Genomic DNA, 23,472 nt, shown 5'->3' with positions numbered 1-23,472 from the left:
ACCTAAGTTCTGTTTAGTTAAGCATTAAAAAGCCGCAGAAGGTATTTACCTTCTGCGGCTTTTTTGTGACTATTATTTTTTAAGTATGTTTTTTAGGGCCAATAATACGCTTTATAACAGGCGTTTTTGTTGGTTTTGGTTCTTTATTTAAAACCATGACAGGGCGCGTCACAAATAAATTGTTAGGATAAATAACACGATGGCCATCAATGTGTTCAAGTACTACATTCATCAAACCCATTTCGACAATGCGACCTTCAACATGATTCGCGCCATCAATAATTCGTACCCAATAACCAACGCGGCAGTCGTTTTGAATAAACATTAATAAGAATGCAGTTAAGTTACTTAATAACGACCATGCGGCAAAAAGTGCAACACCTAGCATGGCAAATAATGAGGAGCCAAGTACAAGTAAGCCACGTAATTCAATGCCCCAAAATACCAGTACTAAGCATATCATTACACAGGCAAGTATTATTTTAAGCAGTAGTTCTGCGCGCGATTTGTGATGTAAATCTACTTTACCCTTAATGGTTTTTTCGAGAAGCTTTTTAGTCAGCTTTAATAGCAACGGATAAAGTAGTAAGGCGATTAGGGTCACAATCAGTTTATATTGTGTACCAAAAAAATCTAAAATCTCTAACGGTTCCAAAATACATTCTCATATGGGGAGTAAGTAATTAATTAGTTTAACGTTTTAAGATGATGCGAAATAGTTATTTAAAAAGATTTTTTCACATTAACTAACCATTGTACTGAGTCTACATCGTCATAACTATCAAGCGGTGCGGCGATGTCAATGTGGATCATAGTACCTGCGTTAGCTCTGCTTGGGGCTAAGCGTAAACCTATGCCAACATTTTTAAGTACGTGATCGTTCTCGCCATTATCTTTGTCGTTAAACCACGCTCGGCCAACGTCAATAAACCCAGCGCCACCTACTTTAAATAGCTGAAGCAAATCGTACTCCCAATAATAGCGTTTTTCTAAACTAACTAAAAAACTGCGATCGCCGTGTTGATAATCCATAGGGTAGCCTCGTAAACCAGTTTCACCACCCAAAGTAAGTTGTTGGTCGGCAGTTAAGTTTTTAGCATATTGCAAACGCCCTTTTACATACCACGATTGATCAACACTGGTGTTTAAGTAGTATTGAATTTGACTAGTGGCCCTAAAGTTTTCTAATTGTTTGTGTTCTTTATTCCAATATCCTTCAATGTCAGTGTTAAAACGCCATAGAGTATTATCGCCAGAAAAATGTGCTTTTTTAAAATTTAATGAATAAATAGCACGACTATCATCATCACTCAAAGATTCATCAGAGTAACCAACAAGGGCTTTAACATTCCAGCCTAGGTTTAAATCTTCAGTGCGGTACATACTGTCGAAATTGCGTACTTTTATAAAGTTATCTTCAAACCAGTGGCCGCTTATAAATGGGTAACTTAAACTTCTGTCATCGGCAAGTGGTGCAAAGGTGGTGTCTATAGCTTCAAAGGTATGCTGCTCGTCGGTATAACCTAAGGTTAAGCGCTGGGTCCAGTTATTATTAAGCGCTTTAGAGTGCCCTATAAATGCACTGGTTAAATCGCTAGTTTGATCAAATTCGCTAAACTCTTCGCCGCGTTTATATAATGACTCTTCGCGCTGTTCTGAATAGCTTAAAATACCGTAACTAAGAGGGGTGTCAATTGCGTAAAATGGATAGGTTAACTCAAGTAAATGGCGCTTGCCATCGCTGTTATCGGCGTACTCTAGACGGCCGCGGTAGCGAGTAGATAAAATATTAGGATCGTCGTAAACAAATAAGTAACCACTGCGGTCGCTATCGGTAGTGCGTGAAAACGATAGGCGTTTACCCCAACCAAAGAGGTTTGATTCTCTAAAGCCAATGCTTGATTTATTTTCACCACCGCTGCGGCTAAAGTTTATTTCAGGTAGAAGCGTCCATAAATCACGAGTCACTACCTTTACATCAATGTCACCATCGCAGTTCTCAGTTGCACTAATTTGGGCGTCATATAAGTAACTTTCTTTGCGTAGGAGGCGTTCTGATTCAGCTAATTTTTTAGCATCATATTTATCGCCGGTGGCAAACAGTAGGAGGTTATTAATTACATCCGGTTCGGTTTGAATATGTGCGCGGTTGGCAAAGCGAAATAATGCATTATTTTCTTCTTCGAGTTCGGTATTAAATACATTGAGTTGCTTAAGTGAAATAGTGGCAATTTTAGCATTGGGTTTAGCGCTTACAATGGAGATATCGTCGTTGAGTTGGCGGCGTAAGTTTTTATTATTAGAGTGGTCTAACTTTTCAACTTGGCAACGAGTATTATCATGAGTTTGTGCTAATGCACTTTGCATGGATAAGGCTAAAATACTTAAGCTAATACAGTACTGTGTGATCCATTTCTTAGTTACCATTCAAACCCTTTACTGCTACGTAGCAAATTACTACCGTAATATCAGCTTACATCATAGTTACTAAAATGTAAGTTAAAAGTATTGAGTTTGAAAATTAAATATAACGACTTTGAACTAAAGCCGCTAACTTAAATAAAAGGTGAGTGCAGCAAGTAGATGATCGGCTTCAGTGCCTTCTCCATTTATCCAAATACTTTGGCTGTAGTGCTCATAGTTTAAATTAAAGGTTTGCTGCTGGTAGCTAAAGCGAACTCGATGACGGTCAGCACCAGCAGAATACTCGTTGAGCGTTATATCGTCTGAATGTAAAAATAATGTACTCCACAGCTCAAAGTCTTCATCATGCGGAGGCTCGATGGGCGTAATTACAATACATTTATGAGTATGGTCGTATTCTATTTTTGTCATAATGCTCTTAATTTGTAGCTAAGTAATTACGAATTGCAGTTAAAAAGGCGCCGCCATATTTATTTAATTTAGTGAAACCAACTCCCGACACTTTTAAAAACTCACTGTCATTTGTTGGCATAAGCTGCGCCATTTCAGCCAAGGTTTTATCATTAAATACTACATACGGTGGTACATCGTCGGCATCAGCAAGTTCTTTACGCAGTGCTCTTAAGCGGGCAAAGAGCTTTTTATCATAATTAAATTGCGCTAATTTATCTTGGTACACGTGCTTGGCTTGCAGGCGAGGTTCAGCCAATTGCAAAGCATATTCACTTTTTAAAATTGCACGCGCGGCTTCTGTTAATCTAAGAGACGCACCTTGTGTTATATCTTGGCTTAGTAAACCCTGATGAATAAGTTGACGTAAAATACTAAGCCAAAATTCACTGCTTTTATCTTTACCGATACCGTAAGTACTTAACTCATGATGGTTGTTATCGCGTATGCGGCTCGTGTTTGCACCGCGAAGTAATTCTACAATATAACCTAGGCCAAAACGTTGCTCAGCTCTATATACGCACGAAAGCGCTTGCTGTGCGACTAACGTACCATCAAAGCTTTTAGGTGGGTTTAAGCAGATATCACAGTTGCCACAAGGTTCGCGCTGGTATTCACTAAAGTAGTTTAGCAATATTTGGCGGCGACACGTTTGTGCTTCAGCAAAGCTAGCCATGGCGTTAAAGCGTTGTTCTTCTACACGGCGACGTTGTTCGTCATCAATGTCTTCAAAAAAGCGCCTTACACGGCCAATATCAGCCGGATCAAAATACATGATGGCTTCTGCGGCAAGGCCATCTCGCCCAGCTCGTCCTGTTTCTTGATAGTACGACTCTATACTTTTTGGAATATCGTAATGCAATACAAAGCGTACGTTAGGTTTATTAATCCCCATACCAAAAGCAACAGTTGCTACTACAATTTGAATGTCGTCGCGGGCAAACCCAGTTTGCACAAATTGTCGTTGTTCGTTACTCATACCCGCATGGTAAGCGGCAGCGTTTAGCCCTGCGTCTGCAAGTTTTTCAGCAATGTCGTCTACGCGCTTACGACTGGTGCAATAAATAATACCGCTTTGGTTTTTTTGCTCTTTTAAGTAGCGAAGCAGTTGCACCATAGGTTTAAATTTTTCTTCTATGGTGTAACGAATATTGGGACGATCGAAGCTACCAGTATGAATATAAGGCTGCTGTAGTTTGAGTTGCTCAACGATATCAAACCGGGTCGCTTTATCAGCCGTGGCGGTAAGCGCCATCATAGGAACATGTGCAAAACGTTGCTTTAATTCGTTTAAGCGAAAGTAATGAGGTCTAAAATCGTGACCCCAATGCGACACACAGTGCGCTTCGTCAATGGCAAATAAGCTCACATTTAAATGCGATAAACGCTCTAAAAAGTCACGCTGCAATACTTTTTCAGGCGCAACATATAATAGTTTAATTAAACCTTGGTGAAGTTGTTGATACACCAATTGCTGTTCTTCTCGCGCTAAGCTGTTATTAACGTAAGCGGCTTTTACGCCAAGTGCTTGGAGTTGCGTTACCTGATCTTGCATTAGCGATATAAGCGGAGATATAACAATGGTTACGCCTTCAAGCACTAAAGCGGGTATTTGATAACACACAGATTTTCCACCACCTGTGGGTAGCAATACAAGCGAGTCATGCCCATTTATAGCTGCATCAATAACTGCTTTTTGACCGTCGCGAAATTCGCTGTAGCCAAACACTTGTTTGAGGACAGTTTCTGGTTTACGCACAAGCGTACTAGAAGGTGGTGTTAATGTATTCATTGGCGGGTATTTTAGTGGTTTTTTAACGAGATGTCTTTAGCTGAGTTACTTGATGAATTATTTAAGTGGAGTCTCGTAGTTTTACACTATGTATGTTTTACTCATCTTACCAGTTTTGGCATAGAGAATAATAATGAATAAAGAAATGTTAATTGAACAAGTCGGGGCGTTGTTTGTAAATGGCATGCCGTTTAATCAGTTTTTACAAATATCGGTAGAATCACTGAGTCCTGAACAAGCAAAAATTACCTTTCCTTGGCAGGATGTATTTATTGGTAATCCAGCGCAAAAAATATTACACGGAGGCGTTATTTCAGCCGTGCTTGATAATGTGGGAGGAATGCTTGCTGCAGCAAGTGTGATTGATAAATTAACAGACTTAGATATTGGTAGTGTGCAAACGAGGCTAGCTACGCTTGGAACCATCGATTTACGCACCGATTATTTACGCCCAGGCAAAGGCGAAGTGTTCACCGCGAGTGCAACGCTTATTCGTTCAGGCAACAAAGTGTGTGTATGTCGAATGGAGTTACATAATGAAAAAGCAATTCAAATTGCGTTTGGTACTGGTACGTATTTAGTTGGATAAACAATCCATGGAGAGTAAACTAGCGACCTTTTAGTATCACTAAGTGTTTTTATTATGTCGATTGATACAGAGCAGCGTAAAGGCGCTGTTTTTGCTTGCCTAGCATTTGTGATGTGGGGGTTAGCACCTATATACTTTAAATTTATCCAGCATGTGTCAGCTTTTGAAATATTAATGCATCGCGTTGTTTGGTCTGTTGTTTTTTTAGTACTTGTGGTAAGTATTCTTAAATATTGGCACAAAATAAAGCGTATTATTGTTCAGCCCAAACTAGTGTTAATGCTTGTTATTACTTCAGCGTTACTGGGATTTAATTGGGGGCTTTTCATATGGGCGATAAATAATAACCATATGCTGGATGCAAGCTTGGGGTATTACATAAACCCGTTGTTAAATGTACTACTGGGTATGCTTTTTTTAGGCGAACGTTTACGTAAGTTTCAGGGCGTTGCCGTTGCACTCGCGTTTTCGGGAGTATTATTGCAACTCGTTAGCTTTGGCTCGTTTCCGGTAGTTGCTTTTTCATTGGCAATATCATTTGCACTTTATGGCTTATTACGTAAAAAACTCCCCGTTGAAGCTCTGCCAGGGATATTGCTAGAGGCACTTATATTATTACCTGTAGCGCTTGTTTATTGGTGGTTAATGGCGCCTTCTGACACATCAAGCCTTCCCGCTAACGATTGGCATACTAATGCGTTACTAATTAGCGCGGGCATTATAACTACATTACCGTTATTGTGTTTTACTGGCGCAGCTAAGCGTTTGCAATACACTACATTGGGCTTTTTTCAGTACATTGGGCCAAGCTTAATGTTTATGCTCGCAGTGGTGTTTTACGGTGAGGTATTTGATGCAGAAAGATTAGTTACATTTGCATGTATTTGGAGTGCGCTTGCTATATTTAGTTGGGATTCTTACTATCAATCACGCAAACGAAAAAAAGCGGCAGTGGCGACAGCACAAGTGGCTAGTTAACTATTCTAGCTAATAATTTTGTTGCGGCCAGTTTCTTTTGCATCATAAAGTTTTAAGTCGGCCTGTTTTAATAGCTCATCAATTTGATAAACAGGCCCTGACGAAAAACCAATAGAAATAGTGAATCTAATGTTGGCTTTACTAAATTGTTGGCTATTAGCTTCTATAAAGTACCTAAATCCTTCAAGTTTTTTGAGTGCTTCTTGTTTATCAGTATCGGCAAAAAAAACAGCAAACTCTTCGCCCCCCAAGCGTGCTACTAAATACTTTTTAAAGTATTTGCTAAAACAAATAGATAAACCTTTTAATACTTCGTCGCCTGCATCGTGGCCATAGGTATCATTAATTGCTTTAAAATGATCAATATCAAGCATAGCTAATGCGCCATTACCGTTATCAAGTTCAATTTTCTTAAGGGATTTTCTAGCCTCTTCAAAAAAGTAACGACGATTGGGGATTTTTGTGAGGTAGTCTGTATTAGCTTGGTTTTTTATGGTTGCTAAAAGCGTTAACATATCGACATTTTGGCTTAATCGACAATAAAACTCCTCACTATTGAAAGGTTTATGTAGGTAATCATTTGCCCCGTTCTTTAAGAATAAGGTAGATAAATCTGAAGAATCAGCGCCTGAAATGCCAATTATTGCTTTTTCATCGTTATCATATAAACGCCTGATTTCTGTGCATAGTTCATCGCCGTTCATATTAGGCATTTCATTATCAGTGATAATAACGGAGATATCAGGTGATGTTTCAAGCATAACAAGTGCTTGTTTACCATCTTCAGCTTGTAAAGTTTGATATTTATGGCGGGTTAACAAGCTACATATGTACTGTCGTGTGGATAAAGAGTCGTCAACAACGAGTACTTTTATATTTTCGTTTCGAGGTAGTCGTAATAGCTGTTTTTCGAGATACTGATACGCTTGTTTATTTTCTTTGATTATGTAGTCAATTATAGGGTATTTCTCTACTGTATCGCGTGTTTTTTTATCAATATTACCCGTCATTACAATCGTTGGAATTTCAGCAGCGATAGTACAAGGAATTGCTTCGCCATTAGGCGCATCAGGTAAAATAAAGTCGACTACAGCACAAAAGTAGCTATTTTTACTGATAAGTTCTTTTGTTTGAGTTAGAGATTCAGCTATATCTACTTCATAACCCGCTTTAAGCGCGATGTGTTTTTGCACCCGCGCTATTGTAGGCGTATCTTCAACTATTAGTATTCTTCGCGTCACGTCACAACCTTGTTTATATTTTTGCAAAAGTATTTGCTTATACAAGTTGTAACTGCTAAAACGCAAAAAAGCAAATAAGCAAATAAGTGAAGAGCTTATAGGTTATCTGCTTCAGAATAATACTCTTGGCTTATAGGTGCTGGCCCTGATATTTTTGAGCGCCCAAATAGGGTATGAAACTTACTCTTACATGTTGTAAGTTTAAGGTATTTAACCCAAGCACGCTCAATCGGATTTGTTGGCTCTAAAGTCCCCATTGCTACGGCTAAAAATTGTTCTTGGTGTTCGTTTTGTGGCTCAATAGTTTTGTTGTGTAAGCCTTTTAAAACAACGCCATGCTGGTCTAATATGCTGGCTTCTAATAAGGTGAAGTTTCCACTACGGCTAAAACCGCGTGGGAAGTTGTGATCATCATAAAACTGACGTTGGCTAACAAATGCTTGACGAAGTAGTGAAATATCATTGCTCATAGCTTTATCCTCATGCCTTAGTAATTAGCTGGAGTATGATGCAAGTTTGGCAATTTATTAAACAAGTTATTTTTATCGTGAGGATAAAAAATTGGATATAGATTTATTAAAAACATTTGTTGAAGTTGTGCGTACACGTCACTTTGGTAAAGCGGCCGAAAACCTTTATATCACCCAATCTGCGGTGAGCTTTAGGATTCGTCAGCTAGAGCAGGGACTTGGGGTTAATTTATTTATACGCCAGCGTAATAATATTCAACTTACAGCGCCGGGTGAGCGTTTGTTGCCACATGCTCAAATGATTATTACGGGTATGCAACGCGCCAAAGTAGATGTTGCGCTTGCCGATAATATGCATAAGCAAATTAGCTTAGCAGGAACGCCTAATATTTGGGATGCTTTTTTACAGTTTGGTATAACAAATATTGTATCGGCGATGCCGGGCGTGTCATTAGTCGCAGAAGTTAAAGCACAACAAGAAAGCACTCGGTTGCTATTAGAGCGAACTCTCGATTTAGCCATTTTATTTGATCCACCGAAAGTAGATGAATTAGTAGTAGAGCGAATTTGTGAACTGCCTATTATTCCAGTGAGTGGCTATGATACTGCAACTAACGAAAACTTTTTTGATAACCAATATGTATATGTTGATTGGGGAACAACTTTTTCACTTTGGCATGCGCGTCAGTTTACAGGTAAAACGCCGCCTTACTTCAGAACAAGTACTGGTCGTATAGCACTTGATTTAATATTACAGTGCGGCGGGAGTGCGTTTATTCCTCAAGTACTTGTAGAGCATCATTTAAATAAAGGTGATTTATTTCATGTTAAAGATGTAAAAAATACGTCACGAGATGTATTTATTGCCTATCATAGAGATAATGAACAGAAAGAATTAATAGAAACGTTGGTAAATTTGTTATCACAAATGACACCTAGCTTGACGTTGGAGCCTAGTTTATAGGTACAAATGAGTTGCTGAGTATCGATGTTATTTTGATTTCATATTTAATGCACTTTTATTAATTTAAAATTACAGAAATATTTCGATTGTAATATTTCTGTAATTTTACAGTGACAAACTGCTGCTGTTTTAAAATTAGTCTTTTGTGATTATCCAAGGAAATAACATGAAATTTGTAAAATCGAGCTTATGTTTAGCGCTATTAAGTGGCTTATCTTTTAATGCTCTTGCTGATGTAGACGTGTACGGCAAAGCGAATGTAACTATTCAATCATCTGATGACGGTGAAGGGTCGTTCACTGAAATTAAAAGTAATAATTCTCGCTTTGGTCTTAAAGGTTCTGAAAAAATAACAGAGGGCTTAGAGGCTGTTTATAAATTTGAGTTTCAAGTTGACGTATCTGATGCGGACTCAAAGGGTGATAATGATGACAATATTTCTGCGCGTAACCAATATATAGGATTAAAAGGTGCATTTGGCCAAGTTGTTGTTGGTCGACACGATACTGCACTTAAGTTATCTCAAGGTAAAGTTGATTTATTTAGCGACCTTGAAGGCGATATTAAAAGTATATTTAAAGGCGAAAACCGTTTAGGTGATTCTGTTACTTATTCATCAAATACTTACGAAGATTTTAGAGTACTTGCTACTTTTATTGCAGAAGATGATGAAGATGCAAAAAATGGCTATTCACTAGGACTTACTTATGGCGATTCTTCACTTAAAAAGAGTAAAGTATATGCATCAATTGGTGTTGATAGTGAAGTAAATGGCTACGATGTAGTTCGTGCAACTGTTCAAGGTAAAATTGATGATTTTAAAGTAGGCGCAATGTACCAAACACAAGAAAAAGTAGACGGCAGCGCAGAGGCTGACGGGTACTTATTAAGTGCAGCTTACATAATGGGAAACAATACATTTAAAGTGCAATACCAAACTATGGATTTTGACGACAGCGATGATAAGTCAGCAATCTCAGTAGGTGTTGATCACAAGTTAAATAAAAATATTAAAGTATTTGGTTTTTACTCGGGCTTCGACATGGACAACAACGTTGACCAAGATTACTTAGGCTTAGGTATGGAATACAAGTTTTAACTATTCGCTAAATTAGTTAAAACACTCCCTTTTTAACCGCGCTCTTTTGAGTGCGGTTTTTTTTGCTTTAAATTATTTACTTAGCCGCCCATAATAGAGCTTAATTTGGAATGAGGTGCGAGTCCTCGACTGTTCCCGCAACTGTAATTAGCGCAAAGCTTTAAGTCAGATACAAATGGTATAATACCAATTTTATTAAAAACATGATCTTTCTAGTGAATTAAATAACTTACTAACTTCGTTAAAAATTATTCATATAGAACAACTATATGTCATAATTTCCGCCTTGTTATTAAACTATTTCTTTGTCGCTATAATAAATCACTAATTTAATGCAACTGGTATAAATTTTTTTAACGAGCGGGTTTACTCATTTTTTCTTGTAGTGCATTAGTATTTTTATCGCATTTTTAGTGAGTTTAACCTAGGGTCTGTTGAACTTTGCGGATTAAAATTTGTTCAAACTAGGGGCTATTTAATCGCGGCGCGAGGTTTGTAACCTAGTGGGCTAAGTAAAAACCGAGCAACAAAGAGTAAATAGCCCCTAGGAAGAACCCTTTGGGCAGCGCCTGTTTGGCATTAATGCTACGTTATCGCCCATTTATGGGGAATAACCACACTACATAGGCTCTGCCTTGCCTAAATACCAAACAGACTGTTGCAAATTTAACCTTGAAAGATCAACAGACCCTATCTAGGACTGACTATTGCACACTCAAACGCCATTAAATACACCATTACTAAACGTTAAAAACGTATCGTGGGGTATTGGCAATAAAACGATTCTCAAAAAAATAGACCTTAAAATAACTACAGGTAAATTTGTTGGTTTGATTGGCCCCAATGGCGCTGGTAAATCGAGCTTATTGCGTTGTTTATATCGTTTTAATAAACCAACTGAAGGTGTTATAGAATTTAACAACACCGATATTTGGCAATTAAAAAGCGATGAGTACGCAAAAAAAGTAGCAGTCGTTTTACAAGAAACTCCGTCGCAATTTAACTTAAGTGTATTTGACGTTATTGCGCTTGGGCTAACGCCTCATAAATCGCTATTTAGCTCAGTAACTAACATTGATAAACAAAAAATCACCCAAGCTATCAACACTGTAGGGTTGGCAGATCATAGCGATCAAAGCTTTGAGTCACTTTCGGGTGGTGAAAAGCAACGTGCCTTGATAGCCCGTGCGATAGTCCAGCAACCTCAGCTGTTAATAATGGACGAACCAACTAGCCATTTAGATGTTAAATATCAAATACAGGTAATGGAGCTTGCTAAATCGTTGGGTGTAACGGTGTTTGCATCGTTTCATGATTTAAACTTAGCCTCTGCAATGTGCGATGAACTAGTGGTTATTAAAAACGGTGAAATTACACATACAGGCGCGCCAAGTGAGGTATTAACCGAAAACATGCTAGGCGACGTTTTTGGTGTCTGCGCTCAAGTAAATAACCACCCGCAAATATCGAAGTCGGGAAATAGCATCCCTCATATCACTTACTTTTATGGTTACAAATAATATGAGCGCAGTTAATACTCGCCACTCACTTGCGCTATTTGTAAGTGTTGCAGCTGCTTTATTTAGCTTATTTGCAGCACTTAGTTTTGGTGCAGCAGAGACCTCACTTCAAGACGTACTTAATAGTTTTTTGCTCTCAAATGAGGCGTCTTTTAATACGCGTATTATTTTTGAACTAAGAATGCCACGCACATTACTCGCCTTTTTATCAGGCTCCGGTTTAGCAATTGCAGGGCTTATTTTACAAACGGTTACACGTAATCCTTTAGCCGATCCTTACTTGTTTGGCATATCGTCGGGTGCCTCATTTGGCGTGGTGTTACTCATGGCATTAGCAGGCATTAGCGCAGGCTTTATGCTATCAGCAGCAGCACTGATGGGTAGCTTACTCGCTATGAGTTTATTAATACTTATTGCAGGTAGGCAGCAAAGTGCACAGGTAGAATCAATGTTATTAGCAGGCGTCGCTCTGTCGTTTTTATTTAGTGCATTTACCAGCTTGTTGCTTTATTGGAGCGACCCTCAGGCAGTAGCCGCTATTTTATTTTGGACACTGGGCAGCTTTGCGCGTGCGCAGTGGGCTACGCTTTGGTTGCCTTTGTTGGTAATTACATTGTGTACGTTTGTAATGCTGAGTTTTAGAAGGCAGCTTAATGCTATGTTACTGGGCGATGAAAGCGCAATTACATTAGGTGTTAGAGTTCAGCGCTTTAGAATACTCATGCTAGTTTTGAGCTCGTTAATTACTGCTGTGCTGGTGGCTATGTGTGGCGGTATTGGGTTTGTAGGATTAATGGTACCGCATATTGTGCGCTTTTTTATATCTCAAGGCACCATCGCTGGCTTACTGGTAACCAGCTTGGTGGGCGGTACATTTATGGTGTGGGTTGATGTACTTTCGCGCTCATTGCTTAAAAACCAAGAGCTGCCCGTAGGCGTTATTACTGCAGCTATTGGTAGCGTGTTCTTTCTAAGTTTATTGTTTTTTAGAAAGCGAAAGGTGTAATTCCATGAAAACCTTAATGGTGCAAGGCACTACATCAGATGCTGGTAAAAGCACTTTAGTTGCTGCCCTTTGCAGGGTGTTTGCTAAGCGTGGGGTAAAGGTTGCGCCTTTTAAACCACAAAATATGGCACTTAATAGCGCAGTAACAAAAGATGGCGGCGAAATTGGTCGTGCGCAAGCTTTGCAAGCAATAGCAGCTAAAGTAGAGCCCGAAATAGACTTTAACCCTATATTACTTAAACCTAATAGCGACACGGGCGCACAAGTGATTATTCACGGGAAAGCCATTAGTAATATGGAAGCTGGCAAATATCACGACTATAAAAAAGTGGCGATGGATGCAGTAATTACCTCACATAACCGCTTAGCTAAACGCTTTGAATTACTCCTTGTTGAAGGGGCGGGTAGTCCTGCTGAAATAAACCTGCGTGAAAACGATATTGCCAATATGGGCTACGCCGAAGAGGTAGATTGCCCAGTAATTATAATTGCTGATATTGATAAAGGCGGCGTATTTGCACACTTGGTGGGCACACTTGCGTTGTTAAGTGAATCAGAACAGGCGCGCGTAAAGGGCTTTGTTATAAACCGCTTTAGAGGCGATATAGGTTTGCTGCAAGGCGGGCTTGATTGGCTTGAAGAATATACAAACAAACCCGTGCTTGGCGTATTACCTTATTTGCACGACCTTGCGCTTGACGCTGAAGACGCCGTCGCAATTGATAATAACGTAACCAACTCCACAATTAATATTGCAGTGCTGCTTGTGCCACACATTAGTAACCATACCGATTTTGATGCACTGCGTTTGCACCCAAACATTAATATGAATTATGTGCGCCATACGCAAACGATCCCAGAAGTTGATCTGATAATTCTCCCAGGCAGTAAAAATGTGCTGGGCGATTTGAATTTTTTGAAAAATGAAGGCTGGGACACTCAAATTAAGCGCCATTTACGCTATGGTGGCAAAGTACTTGGTATTTGTGGCGGCATGCAAATGCTGGGCAATACAATCAACGATCCCGAGGGTATTGAATCGTCATTAAAGCAAGTAAATGGACTTGCCCTGTGCGATTTTGAAACCACGCTGACAGCACAAAAAGTATTAACTAAAATAACCGCTACACTGCTTTTAAATAACCAACAAACACCCTGTAGTGGTTACGAAATACATGCAGGGATTAGCCAAGGTGCAGCGCTTAATAAGCCATTTTTAACCTTTGATGAAAGCCACCCACATGGTTTTATGTTCGATGGCTTTATTAGCGATGATAACGCCATTGCGGGCACTTATTTACATGGCTTATTTGATGAAGCCGATGCGACATCGCAAATTTTAAAATGGCTAAAACCAAGCGCCTCAATTAACCCAATTAGTATTGCCACTCATCGCGAGCAGCAGTTAGAACGATTAGCAACCATGTGCGAAACGCATTTAAACATACAGCAAATTATCTCGATTTATGAAGGGCACAATAATGACTGAACAAAACAACGATAAGCATAAGCAGCGCCAACAAAAAGTAAAAGAACAAGTGGATGCACGTGTTGCCGCCGCACAAGATGTAAAAGGTATTTTTCAGGTAATTACCGGTAACGGTAAAGGTAAATCAACCTCGGGTTTTGGCGTTGTAGCACGCTGTGTAGGGCATGGTAAAAAAGCGGCTGTTTGCCAATATATTAAAGGTACGTGGGAGTGTGGCGAGCGTAATTTATTACAAGGTGCAGGTGTTGAGTTTGTTGTAATGAACACCGGTTTTACTTGGGATACGCAAAATAAAGAAGCCGATACTGCAGCCGCGCAGGCAACATGGCAAGAGTCAAAACGTATGCTTGCTGATAGCAGTATTGATTTAGTATTACTCGATGAGCTTACGTATATGGTGACATACGGCTACGTAGATTTAGATGAAGTAGTAACAGCGCTTAATAACCGCCCGCCAATGCAGTCAGTTATTATTACAGGGCGTGCAGCACACCGCACTTTAACCGACCTTGCCGACACAGTAAGTGAAGTGCGTAATGTAAAACATGCATTCGACTCAGGCATAAAAGCGCTTGAAGGGTTTGATTACTAATGCTTAAAGCGTTTTTTATTGGGCTACTGCTTTTTAGTGTATCGGGCAGTGCACTTGCAGAGCAGGCTAATGATTCTAAAAAACTGCGAATAATCGCGCTTGCACCACATATAGTCGAAAACCTATTTGCCATAGGGGCGGGCGATAATATTGTGGGCACAGTTGATTACGCCGACTACCCAAGTGAAGCCCAAAGTATTGAGCGCATAGGTGGTTATTACGGCATCTCGCTTGAAAAAGTATTGGCGCTTAAACCCGACTTAGTTATTGCGTGGAAAAGCGGAAATCAAAGCGAAGATTTAGCCCAAATAGAGCGTTTAGGTATAAAAGTATATTTGAGTAACCCCACCACAATCGCTGGTGTAGCCGACGAGTTACTTACTTTTGGTGAATTTACAGGAAATATTGAGCAAAGCCAGCAAGCGGCAAATGCATTTACGCAAAAACTAAACGGTATAGTTAAAAGCCAGCAAGATAAAAAAAATATAACCGGATTTTATCAGTTATGGGCTGAGCCTATGATGACAGTAAGTAAAAATACGTGGATAAGCCAACTGATTGAAACATGCCATGTAAGCAATGTATTTGCACAGAGCGTTACAGATTACCCGCAAATTAGTATCGAAAATGTCATTGTTACTAAGCCGCAAGTTATTATTATCCCTGATGAAAAATCAAAAACACCACAGCCGGTTGTTAATTGGCAAAAGTGGCCAGAAGTACCCGCTGTTAAAAATGATCAATTTATTAGCGTAAATGCCGATTTATTACATCGTTTTACTGTGCGCATGCTAGATGGGCTTGCGGATATGTGTGATAAAATAGACGCATCACGTAAACAGATTAAGAGTACACAATGAGCAATTGGGCTACATTTTTAGAAAGTGAATTACAACAACCTTACATGCAGCAAACGTTAGAGTATGTGGCTAATCGCCGCAATGAAGGTGTTGCTGTTTATCCGCCTGAAGCTCAAGTATTTAGTGCTTTTGATGCCACCGCACTTAATGACATCCGCGTTGTAATTTTAGGACAAGACCCATACCACGGAGAAGGGCAAGCGCATGGCTTGTGTTTTTCGGTATTGCCTGATGTAAAAAAGTTGCCACCGTCGCTTAAAAATATGTACAAAGAGTTAGCTGTCGATATCAGCGGATTTATTATTCCTGAGCATGGTTACCTGCAAAGCTGGGCAGATCAGGGCGTGTTTTTACTCAATACAGTATTGACCGTTGAGCAAGGGCAAGCGCATTCACATAAGCATTTAGGATGGGAGCTATTTACCGATAATGTAATTGCCCATATTAATAAGCACTGCGAAGGTGTGGTATTTATTTTATGGGGTGCACATGCACAAAAAAAAGGTAAAGGCATAGATAGCACTCGCCATCATGTTTTAAAAGGGCCGCACCCATCGCCGCTTTCGGCGCATAGAGGCTTTTTTGGTTGTAGGCATTTTTCACAAACGAATGAGCTATTGCAAGCCCAAAGAGATAAGCCAATTAACTGGCAAATCTAATTTATTCCAAAGAACTCAAATTGTTTAAACCATTAAAAAAGGCTTCCAGATTCTGGAAGCCTTTTTGTTTAGTTGGGGCGTATTGAATTAAAAATCGAGCTCATCAATTGCAATACTGTCTGTAAAATAATCTAGTTCTTGTAGTTCTTTGCGTAGGCGCTGTTTGTCTTTTATTGCTTCTATTTCACGCCACTTCCTTTTTTTATTCTTTTGAGAGGTTTTTCTAGTTGTATCAGGACCTTCTAATATCTCTAATATATCGTTTAGGCTATCCATGAATTTCTCCTATTGATTTATGACCTCAAGAATACCTATACCACAGGCCTAGATAAAATAGAACAAAAAAGTGACAGTTATGTTACGTAAGTGTGATTAATTGATGAAGGTTTATAATACCAATCTGCTTATGTATGGGGTCTATTTAACGTTAAGAAAATTACGCTAGAACTAGGCAAAAGTTTTTGTATCTAGTTGTTCTAAATAAAAAAATTTTAACGACGTTATAGTGCAATTTAATTCGTTAAATTGATCAAAGATTTATGCAGGTTGGTATAAGAAGAGTGTATAGAGAAATAGCGTATTTTAGGCATAAAAAAACGCCGCTATTGCGACGTTTTCTAAAACACGATTATAGCAAATTACATTGCTTTAAAACACGCTTCTAGTTGTTCTTGTGCATCAGCAAAAGAGCGAATACCTTCAGCTAGTTTTTCAGTAGCCATAGCATCTTGGTTATGTAACCAACGGAACTGCGCTTCTGTAAGTGGCTCTGGTTTTGGCTCTTGTGGAACATCGCTTTGCAGCAAGTATTCTTGTGCACCTTCAAGGTTACCTAAATCTTCTAAAAGATTAGGGCTAATAGTTAGCTTGTCACAACCAGTAAGGGCAATAATTTCGCCTGTATTACGGAAGCTTGCACCCATCACAACTGTTTTGTAGTCATGGCGTTTGTAAAATTCAAAAATACTGCGTACAGACTGAACACCTGGATCTTGTAGCGGATCGGTCGGTTTTTCCATACCGTTAGCAACGTGCCAATCTAAAATACGGCCAACAAATGGCGAAATTAGAAATACGTTTGCATCGGCACACGCACGGGCTTGGGCATCGCTAAATAATAAAGTAAGGTTACATTTAGTGCCTTCTTTTTCTAGCTGCTCAGCGGCTTTAATACCTTCCCATGTAGACGCTACTTTAATTAAAATTTTGTCTTTGCTTACACCTTCTTTTTCGTAAAGGCTAAGTAGGGTATGTGCTTTATCAATCGTAGCTTGCGTATTAAACGAAAGGCGTGCATCTACTTCTGTAGAAATATAACCAGGTACAATAGCGCTAATTTCTTTACCTAGTAATACGGCAAAGTAATCGCATGCTAGTTCAAGTTGCTTAGCAGGCTCTTGCTCGGTTTCTTTTGCGTAGCTCCAAGCTTTATCTAGGTAAGGCTTATATGCTTCAATCTCGCTCGCTTTTAATAAAAGCGACGGGTTTGTAGTTGCATCTTCTGGTTGATGCTTTTTAATAGCTTCAATATCACCAGTGTCGGCTACGATAGATGAATGTTGTTTTAGCCTTTGTAGAGCTGAAGTCATTTGCTTTCCTCATTCCAAGCAAGTTAAAAGAAAAATCTAATCACTCTTAATATATACAATCCATACTGCAACAGTGTGACAATGCTTGATAGGTCTTATGTCCTGATCAATAAAAAAACGGTAATGCATGGGTTATTAAGAGAGGATTTATTTAAACAAAACGTGCTTTTCGTTTCATTTAATGTTGAAATTGACACTAAATAAATTACAAGTCAATAGCTAACTATGATCACTGTTATTTCACCTGCAAAAAATCTTGATTACGAAACGCCACCCGCAACAGACAAGTTCACTCAGCCTGAATTACTAGAGCACAGCGAAGAGCTCATGAAAGTATGCCGTGAACTAACACCAGCGCAAATTGGCAGTTTAATGAAAATTAGCGATAAGCTATCTGGGCTTAACGCTGCACGCTTTAGCGAGTGGGCGCAGCCGTTTACGCAAAGTAATGCTAAACAAGCCGCACTTGCCTTTAATGGCGATGTATACGGCGGTTTAGATGCAAGCACGCTTAAAGCTAGCGAGCTTGATTACGCACAAAACCATTTACGTATCCTTTCTGGCTTATACGGCTTATTAAAACCACTTGATTTAATGCAAGCTTATCGCCTTGAAATGGGCACCAAGCTTGAAAACTCGCGTGGCAAAAACTTATACGAGTTTTGGGGCAGCGTAATAGCGAACAAACTAAACGAAGTATTAAAAGCACAAGACGCGCAATACTTAGTTAACCTTGCTTCAAACGAATACTTTAAAGCGGTAGATAAAAAAGCATTAAATGCACAAATTATTACCCCACACTTTAAAGACTGTAAAAACGGTCAATACAAGGTAATTAGCTTTTACGCTAAAAAAGCACGCGGCATGATGGCGCGCTACATTATCGAAAATAAAGTAACGCAATTAAGCCAACTTAAAGAGTTTACTGTAGCGGGTTATTACTTTAGCCCTGAGGCAACGGTTAAAGAGCTTGAGCCGGTATTTATGCGCGACGAACAAAATTAAACTGAGCGTAAACTTAATTAAATAGTTAAAAAGCCATGCACCGCATGGCTTTTTTGATGTTGGCGTTATATTTGCAACCTCATCTAATATTAATGAGAACACTAACTAAATAGGTGCAAATAAAATGATCAGCATTCCGTCAGTTGGCGAAGCCGAAAAACTAATAGAAGAAAAGCTCGGAGGGTGGTTTGATGTTGTAATAAGCCATATCCCTAATTTTATAGTGGCAATTGTTATTGCTATTGTTTTTTCAATTTTGGCGCGCTTTGCTGGCAAACTGGTGAAAAACGTACTGCGCCGCTCTCTCGACTCAACACAAATTGCCGATTTAATGGCATCAATTTTTAAAGTTATTGTGTTGTGCATAGGTTTATTTATAGCGCTCGATTTTGTTGGCCTAAAAGGCACCGTTACTTCGCTACTTGCTGGTGCGGGTATTGTGGGTTTGGCCATTGGTTTTGCGTTTCAAGACATGACCGAAAACCTAATTGCTGGTATAGCAATGGGTGTACGCAAGCCATTTAAAACAGGTGATGTAATAGAAACCGATGATGTGTTTGGTTCAATACATTCAATAAACCTACGTAACACGCTAATAGAGAGCTTTTACGGGCAACTAATACTTGTACCAAACAAAGTCTTATTTAGAAATGTACTCAAAAATTACACCACGCTAGGTATAAGACGTATAGAAGTACCCGTAGGTATTTCGTATGGCGACGACATAGAAAAAGCATCTCAAGTTATTACCGATAAAATAAATGAATTTAACTTTGTAATACGTAAAGACGAAACCGCCGTATACGCTGAAGGTTTTGGCGACAGCAGCATTAACTTACTGGTATGGTTTTGGATTAAATACCCAGGCGAGCCTGACTTTATGACGGTACGCCACAAAGGGGTTGTTGCCGTTAAGCAGGCACTCGACGAAGCTGATATTAGTATTCCTTTCCCAATTCGTACGCTCGACTTTGGCATTAAAGGGGGTGAAAAACTCGATGCCATGATAAGCGATAAAATAAGCCAGCAGTCATCCAATAAAGACAGTAGCGACGGTGCTGACTCTAGCCAAAGTGAGTAATTTAGTTAAAGCTCACTAGGCAAAAGCATTGGGAAATAGTTACTTACCAACAGCGCATTTTTACAGAGTAAAATTGCGCTTTTTAGTACATGCTCTTAATAATTATTAAGCCTGAACAGGGTAAGCCAAATTTAATCGTTTTTGTTTATTATGATAACCGTGTTATTTGCCATAACTGATAATGTGATTACAATATGACCATTATTAATTTAAATAGTTTATCAATGCGTAAAGTAGCATTACTACAGTTCATAACCCTTACTTTATTAAGCTTCATGCTTGGGTGTACATCAATAAGTAATAAGCAAAGTACGAGTGAAAAACATAATTTTAAGTATGGTTTGAGCTATAAATTAAATGTAGATGACAATACTGCTGAAATACTTTTTCTTAATAAGAACGATACCCCTATAAACGCACTTACCCTACCAAATAAAACGGTATACATTGTAAAAGAGCAGTTACGAGAATTTTGCAGATCGGATGGTATTTTATGCGCTAGAGAAAAGTCTGAAAGTAACTTTGTTAGTTGGTCTCCCGATGGTGAGTTTTTAGCCGTTTTTGCAGGTGACACCCAAGGTTTTTGGTTTTTACCAACAATTGAAATAACTAAGTCTGCATTTAATGAAAGCCATATACTCAAGGTTGGACTTCATCAAACAACTAACCAGTTTAATATCGGTTTGTTTCATCAAACCGGTGGGTGGTTGAATAATGAACAATATATTTTTTCAGCTGGCTTGAGTGGCAATAATTTTATTTATAAGTTCAACACAAAAACAAAGGAACTTAAGGGTTTTCCTTTTGAGTTAAATGAAGATTCTACAGTGAGCAATTTCGAAGAAGTATTTGTTGATAGCTATTCTTCGCAAAAAAGTAGTTTTAAAATAAGTGATGTGACTAAACAATTAGAAAAATTAAAATAAAAAAGCGCAGCTTGTGTTGGAGTAACAAGCCGCGCTTACGAATTAGTTATATAAATAGGTTTATGTGGTACGTATTAAATAACGCTAATTTTATTACGAATGATTTTAACCCCATCCATATTTTCTAAAAACTTTTGAGCTAATGCGCGCTGAAAACCAGTTTGTGCTTCACCGTATAAATCTACTTCACCATTTTTTACCTGCACACGAATATCACTTAACGCTAAGTTAGGATTAGTTCGTAGGGTGTTGGTGATAGTTTGTTGTAGGTTAGGTTGAGTGGCTACACTGCTTACTACTGCCATGTTGGTTGCTGCACTTACCTTTGTAGCGCAAGCTAATAAAAATAAACAACAAAATGATACTAAAGCGATAGTTAACTTGAAGCGGTTCATAACTTAATCCTTACATTATGGTGAATCGTGCAGCCACAAAATGGAAATTCCATCGGCTAGGTTATCTTTGTAGTTACAATTTCGGTGCCAATATTAACGCTATGAAATATAAGGTAATTTTATTAAGTGGGAATTAAGGTGGGCAAAAATTACATTTAAATGGGTATGAGTTACATGCTTGGGTTACATATGTAACGGGTACAAACACCAGAGCCTGTAAGGCTTGCATTAAAAAGCCGGCAAAAGCCGGCTTAGTATAAAAATGTTTTAGGTTACTTCTTCTTTTTAACCTTGGCCTTTTTCTTGGCTTTCATTTTTACTGGATCTTTACGCTTTTTAGCCGGTGGCTTAGCTTCTTTATGCTGTGGCTCAACACCTCTAATTACACGGCGTTTTAACTTTTGCTCAACGTAGCGCTCTACTTTATATAAAATGCCAATGTCATGTGCTTCAACTAACGATATTGCTATGCCTTTTTTACCAGCACGGCCAGTACGGCCAATACGGTGTACATATACGTCGGCAGTGCGCGGCATATCAAAGTTAATAACGTGACTGATGTCAGATACGTCAATACCACGTGCAGCTACGTCGGTAGCAACTAATATGCTTGTTTTACCACTGTGGAAGTTTTCCATGGCTTTCATACGTTTGTCTTGTGGCATTTCGCCGCGTAACCACGCTGCTTTTACATCATTAGTTGTAAGTTCACCAATCAATGTTTCTAAGCGTTCGCGAGTTTTAACAAACACAATCGCTTTAGTTACGTCAGGATTTTTTAGCGTATTAACTAATAATTCAAGTTTGTGATGATAATCGTCGGCTAAATGTACCCATTGGTGAATTTTAGCCTTTTCTTTACGTGACGATTCGGCTTCTAATAGAGCTGGGTCGTTTAATGTTTTTTCAGCAAACCTTTCTACGCTGTCACCTTCAAGTGTTGCTGAGAATAAAAAACATTGGCGACGATTTTTAGCCTCGTCACAAATACGGCTCATTTCTTTTTTGAAACCCATATCTAACATGCGATCTGCTTCATCAATAATAAGCATTTCTACATGTTCAGCATGAAAGTTTTCGGTTTCTAGGTATTCCATTAATCGACCTGGTGTGGCGATTAAAATATCGTTATTTTTTTCAAAAATTTCTTTATGCGTGCCGTAGTTAATACCGCCTGTTACTACACCAATTTTTAGGTGTGTGCGCTTAGCTAGCAGTTCACATTGTTCATGAATTTGATAAGCCAACTCACGAGTTGGGGTCATAACGAGTACGCGCGCAAAACCAGGGTCACGACGTGGGAAATCCAGTAAGTACTGAATAGCCGGAATTAAAAATGCCGCTGTTTTACCTGTACCAGTAGGCGCAGATGCTAAAATATCGCGCCCCTGTAGTGCTTCAGGAATAGCTTGTTGTTGAATGCTGGTTGGCGTCTCGTAGCCCATTTTATTAATGGCATCGAGTAGCTTGTTATCAAGATCAAATTCAGAAAATTGCATAGAGTGTCTAAAATAAGGGACAATTACCCTGATTATACGCGCTATGCTGCGCTTGGTGAATGAAAAGGTGAAAAAATGTCTGGTTTTGTATTTAAACAATTTAAAGTTGAACACGACCACTGTGCAATGAAAGTTTCTACCGATGGCATTTTGCTTGGCGCATGGGCTAATTTAAGCGGTGCAAAGTCATTACTTGATATAGGCACAGGTACCGGCTTACTAGCATTAATGTGTAAGCAGCGCAGTAATGAGCTTGATATAACTGCGGTAGAAATTGACGAAAGCGCCCATACCCAAGCATTACAAAATATAGCTAATAGCCCGTGGCCAACAATAAGTATTAAGCACCAAACTATTCAAAGCTTTAGTAGTGAAATTAAATTTGACGTGGTTATCTCTAATCCGCCGTATTTTAATCACAGTTTAAAAGGCGAGAATGCTGCGCGTAATACCGCGCGCCATACCGACGGCTTAAGTTTTGAAGAGTTAATAAATGCGTTTAAACGTTTAAGCCATAGTCGCTCTCGCTTTAACTTAATACTCCCAAGCGTTGAAGGCGCATTATTTATTGAGCTTGCTACTCAAAATGGGCTTTATTTAAATACTCACTGCCAAGTAAAAGCCACGCCCAATAAAGATATTAGCCGCAGTTTAATGACATTTAGCTACGTAAAAAGCGATTTAGAATCATCAACCCTGTGTATTAGAAACTTAGATAATACCTACACTGCTGATTATATAGCTTTGTGCAAAACATTTTATTTAAAAATGTAAGTTACTTAGTAATGAAGGTTATTTAGTAATAAAGGATAGTTTACCCGTTATGCATACGTATTCAGTTTTT

General features: G+C 38.9%; 24 protein-coding genes and 1 riboswitch. Of the genes, 14 read left to right on the top strand and 10 right to left on the bottom strand.

Translation table 11 applies throughout. The features are described from left to right. Positions 1–79 precede the first annotated feature (79 nt). The 4 genes from AOR04_RS14775 to recQ all read right to left on the bottom strand — a co-directional run bounded on the left by AOR04_RS14775 (position 80) and on the right by recQ (position 4,666). The gene (locus AOR04_RS14775) at positions 80–655 is read right to left on the bottom strand and encodes a mechanosensitive ion channel domain-containing protein (protein ID WP_096793762.1); all 576 of its coding nucleotides are present in this window, start codon (positions 653–655) and stop codon (positions 80–82) included. Between the two features lie 68 nt (positions 656–723). Then, positions 724–2,427, bottom strand: coding sequence for a BamA/TamA family outer membrane protein (locus tag AOR04_RS14770; protein WP_096793761.1), 1,704 nt, complete (start codon positions 2,425–2,427; stop codon positions 724–726). A gap of 123 nt (positions 2,428–2,550) precedes the next feature. Next, a complete protein-coding gene (locus tag AOR04_RS14765; protein WP_096793760.1) occupies positions 2,551–2,835 on the bottom strand; it encodes a DUF3630 family protein in 285 nt (94 codons plus the stop codon). Positions 2,836–2,842: 7 nt separating this feature from the next. After that, entirely contained in the window at positions 2,843–4,666 is a 1,824-nt protein-coding gene (recQ, locus tag AOR04_RS14760; protein ID WP_007376494.1) for a DNA helicase RecQ, read from the bottom strand. 133 nt (positions 4,667–4,799) lie between these two features. Between recQ and AOR04_RS14755 the strand changes: the two genes are divergently transcribed. Both AOR04_RS14755 and rarD read left to right on the top strand, forming a co-directional pair. After that, positions 4,800–5,255, top strand: a complete 456-nt coding sequence (locus AOR04_RS14755; RefSeq protein ID WP_008136377.1) for a thioesterase family protein — start codon at positions 4,800–4,802, stop codon at positions 5,253–5,255. A gap of 54 nt (positions 5,256–5,309) precedes the next feature. Further along, positions 5,310–6,233: an EamA family transporter RarD gene (gene rarD / locus AOR04_RS14750; protein ID WP_033031372.1), complete on the top strand. Its 924-nt coding sequence runs from the start codon at positions 5,310–5,312 to the stop codon at positions 6,231–6,233. A gap of 5 nt (positions 6,234–6,238) precedes the next feature. Here rarD and AOR04_RS14745 read toward each other — a convergent pair whose 3' ends face one another. Together AOR04_RS14745 and AOR04_RS14740 are read right to left on the bottom strand one after the other, a co-directional pair. Next, positions 6,239–7,474 (bottom strand): response regulator, encoded by a 1,236-nt coding sequence (locus tag AOR04_RS14745; protein ID WP_096794143.1) that lies wholly within the window; start codon positions 7,472–7,474, stop codon positions 6,239–6,241. 95 nt (positions 7,475–7,569) lie between these two features. Further along, positions 7,570–7,944 (bottom strand): DUF413 domain-containing protein, encoded by a 375-nt coding sequence (locus AOR04_RS14740; RefSeq protein WP_007376490.1) that lies wholly within the window; start codon positions 7,942–7,944, stop codon positions 7,570–7,572. Between the two features lie 91 nt (positions 7,945–8,035). Between AOR04_RS14740 and AOR04_RS14735 the strand changes: the two genes are divergently transcribed. The 8 genes from AOR04_RS14735 to ung all read left to right on the top strand — a co-directional run bounded on the left by AOR04_RS14735 (position 8,036) and on the right by ung (position 16,133). Beyond that, positions 8,036–8,908 carry a LysR family transcriptional regulator gene (locus AOR04_RS14735; RefSeq protein WP_007376489.1) on the top strand — a complete coding sequence of 291 codons (873 nt, stop codon included), beginning with the start codon at positions 8,036–8,038 and terminating at the stop codon, positions 8,906–8,908. A 166-nt stretch (positions 8,909–9,074) separates the two neighbouring features. Continuing rightward, complete coding sequence (locus tag AOR04_RS14730) at positions 9,075–10,007, top strand: porin (RefSeq protein WP_096793759.1); 933 nt, start codon at positions 9,075–9,077, stop codon at positions 10,005–10,007. Between the two features lie 43 nt (positions 10,008–10,050). Continuing rightward, positions 10,051–10,202, top strand: a riboswitch (cobalamin riboswitch). A 512-nt stretch (positions 10,203–10,714) separates the two neighbouring features. After that, positions 10,715–11,527: an ABC transporter ATP-binding protein gene (locus tag AOR04_RS14725; protein ID WP_033040394.1), complete on the top strand. Its 813-nt coding sequence runs from the start codon at positions 10,715–10,717 to the stop codon at positions 11,525–11,527. A 1-nt stretch (position 11,528) separates the two neighbouring features. Beyond that, entirely contained in the window at positions 11,529–12,533 is a 1,005-nt protein-coding gene (locus AOR04_RS14720) for a FecCD family ABC transporter permease (RefSeq protein ID WP_096794142.1), read from the top strand. Between the two features lie 4 nt (positions 12,534–12,537). Further along, the gene (locus AOR04_RS14715; RefSeq protein WP_096793758.1) at positions 12,538–14,022 is read left to right on the top strand and encodes a cobyric acid synthase; all 1,485 of its coding nucleotides are present in this window, start codon (positions 12,538–12,540) and stop codon (positions 14,020–14,022) included. Further along, positions 14,015–14,614: a cob(I)yrinic acid a,c-diamide adenosyltransferase gene (gene cobO / locus AOR04_RS14710; protein ID WP_007376484.1), complete on the top strand. Its 600-nt coding sequence runs from the start codon at positions 14,015–14,017 to the stop codon at positions 14,612–14,614. The genes AOR04_RS14715 and cobO overlap by 8 nt, the downstream gene beginning before the upstream one ends. Next, positions 14,614–15,474 carry a cobalamin-binding protein gene (locus AOR04_RS14705; protein ID WP_096793757.1) on the top strand — a complete coding sequence of 287 codons (861 nt, stop codon included), beginning with the start codon at positions 14,614–14,616 and terminating at the stop codon, positions 15,472–15,474. The genes cobO and AOR04_RS14705 overlap by 1 nt, the downstream gene beginning before the upstream one ends. Next, complete coding sequence (ung, locus tag AOR04_RS14700; RefSeq protein ID WP_096793756.1) at positions 15,471–16,133, top strand: uracil-DNA glycosylase; 663 nt, start codon at positions 15,471–15,473, stop codon at positions 16,131–16,133. Before AOR04_RS14705 ends, ung begins: the two co-directional genes overlap by 4 nt. A gap of 87 nt (positions 16,134–16,220) precedes the next feature. On the opposite strand, the gene AOR04_RS14695 is transcribed toward ung, so the two are convergent. Both AOR04_RS14695 and tal read right to left on the bottom strand, forming a co-directional pair. Further along, positions 16,221–16,409, bottom strand: coding sequence for a DUF3545 family protein (locus tag AOR04_RS14695; RefSeq protein WP_002961395.1), 189 nt, complete (start codon positions 16,407–16,409; stop codon positions 16,221–16,223). A gap of 362 nt (positions 16,410–16,771) precedes the next feature. Next, a complete protein-coding gene (gene tal, locus AOR04_RS14690) occupies positions 16,772–17,722 on the bottom strand; it encodes a transaldolase (protein ID WP_096793755.1) in 951 nt (316 codons plus the stop codon). A gap of 225 nt (positions 17,723–17,947) precedes the next feature. Between tal and yaaA the strand changes: the two genes are divergently transcribed. The 3 genes from yaaA to AOR04_RS14675 all read left to right on the top strand — a co-directional run bounded on the left by yaaA (position 17,948) and on the right by AOR04_RS14675 (position 20,734). Further along, on the top strand, positions 17,948–18,727 hold the full coding sequence (yaaA, locus tag AOR04_RS14685; RefSeq protein WP_007376480.1) for a peroxide stress protein YaaA: 780 nt from the start codon (positions 17,948–17,950) through the stop codon (positions 18,725–18,727). 124 nt (positions 18,728–18,851) lie between these two features. Beyond that, positions 18,852–19,808, top strand: coding sequence for a mechanosensitive ion channel family protein (locus AOR04_RS14680; protein ID WP_096793754.1), 957 nt, complete (start codon positions 18,852–18,854; stop codon positions 19,806–19,808). 194 nt (positions 19,809–20,002) lie between these two features. Next, positions 20,003–20,734, top strand: a complete 732-nt coding sequence (locus tag AOR04_RS14675) for a hypothetical protein (RefSeq protein ID WP_096793753.1) — start codon at positions 20,003–20,005, stop codon at positions 20,732–20,734. 74 nt (positions 20,735–20,808) lie between these two features. Here AOR04_RS14675 and AOR04_RS14670 read toward each other — a convergent pair whose 3' ends face one another. Beyond that, entirely contained in the window at positions 20,809–21,129 is a 321-nt protein-coding gene (locus tag AOR04_RS14670) for a BON domain-containing protein (RefSeq protein ID WP_033015799.1), read from the bottom strand. Between the two features lie 272 nt (positions 21,130–21,401). Beyond that, positions 21,402–22,628 (bottom strand): ATP-dependent RNA helicase SrmB, encoded by a 1,227-nt coding sequence (srmB, locus tag AOR04_RS14665; RefSeq protein WP_007376476.1) that lies wholly within the window; start codon positions 22,626–22,628, stop codon positions 21,402–21,404. Between the two features lie 75 nt (positions 22,629–22,703). On the opposite strand from srmB, the gene AOR04_RS14660 reads away from it, so the two are divergent. Further along, the gene (locus AOR04_RS14660) at positions 22,704–23,402 is read left to right on the top strand and encodes a tRNA1(Val) (adenine(37)-N6)-methyltransferase (RefSeq protein WP_096793752.1); all 699 of its coding nucleotides are present in this window, start codon (positions 22,704–22,706) and stop codon (positions 23,400–23,402) included. Positions 23,403–23,472 lie beyond the last annotated feature (70 nt).

It is taken from the genome of Pseudoalteromonas sp. 1_2015MBL_MicDiv (assembly GCF_002407505.1).
GTDB classification, from domain to species: domain Bacteria; phylum Pseudomonadota; class Gammaproteobacteria; order Enterobacterales; family Alteromonadaceae; genus Pseudoalteromonas; species Pseudoalteromonas fuliginea.
Note: the sequence above shows the minus strand (reverse complement) of the source record. Positions and strands in the feature narration are given on the sequence as shown.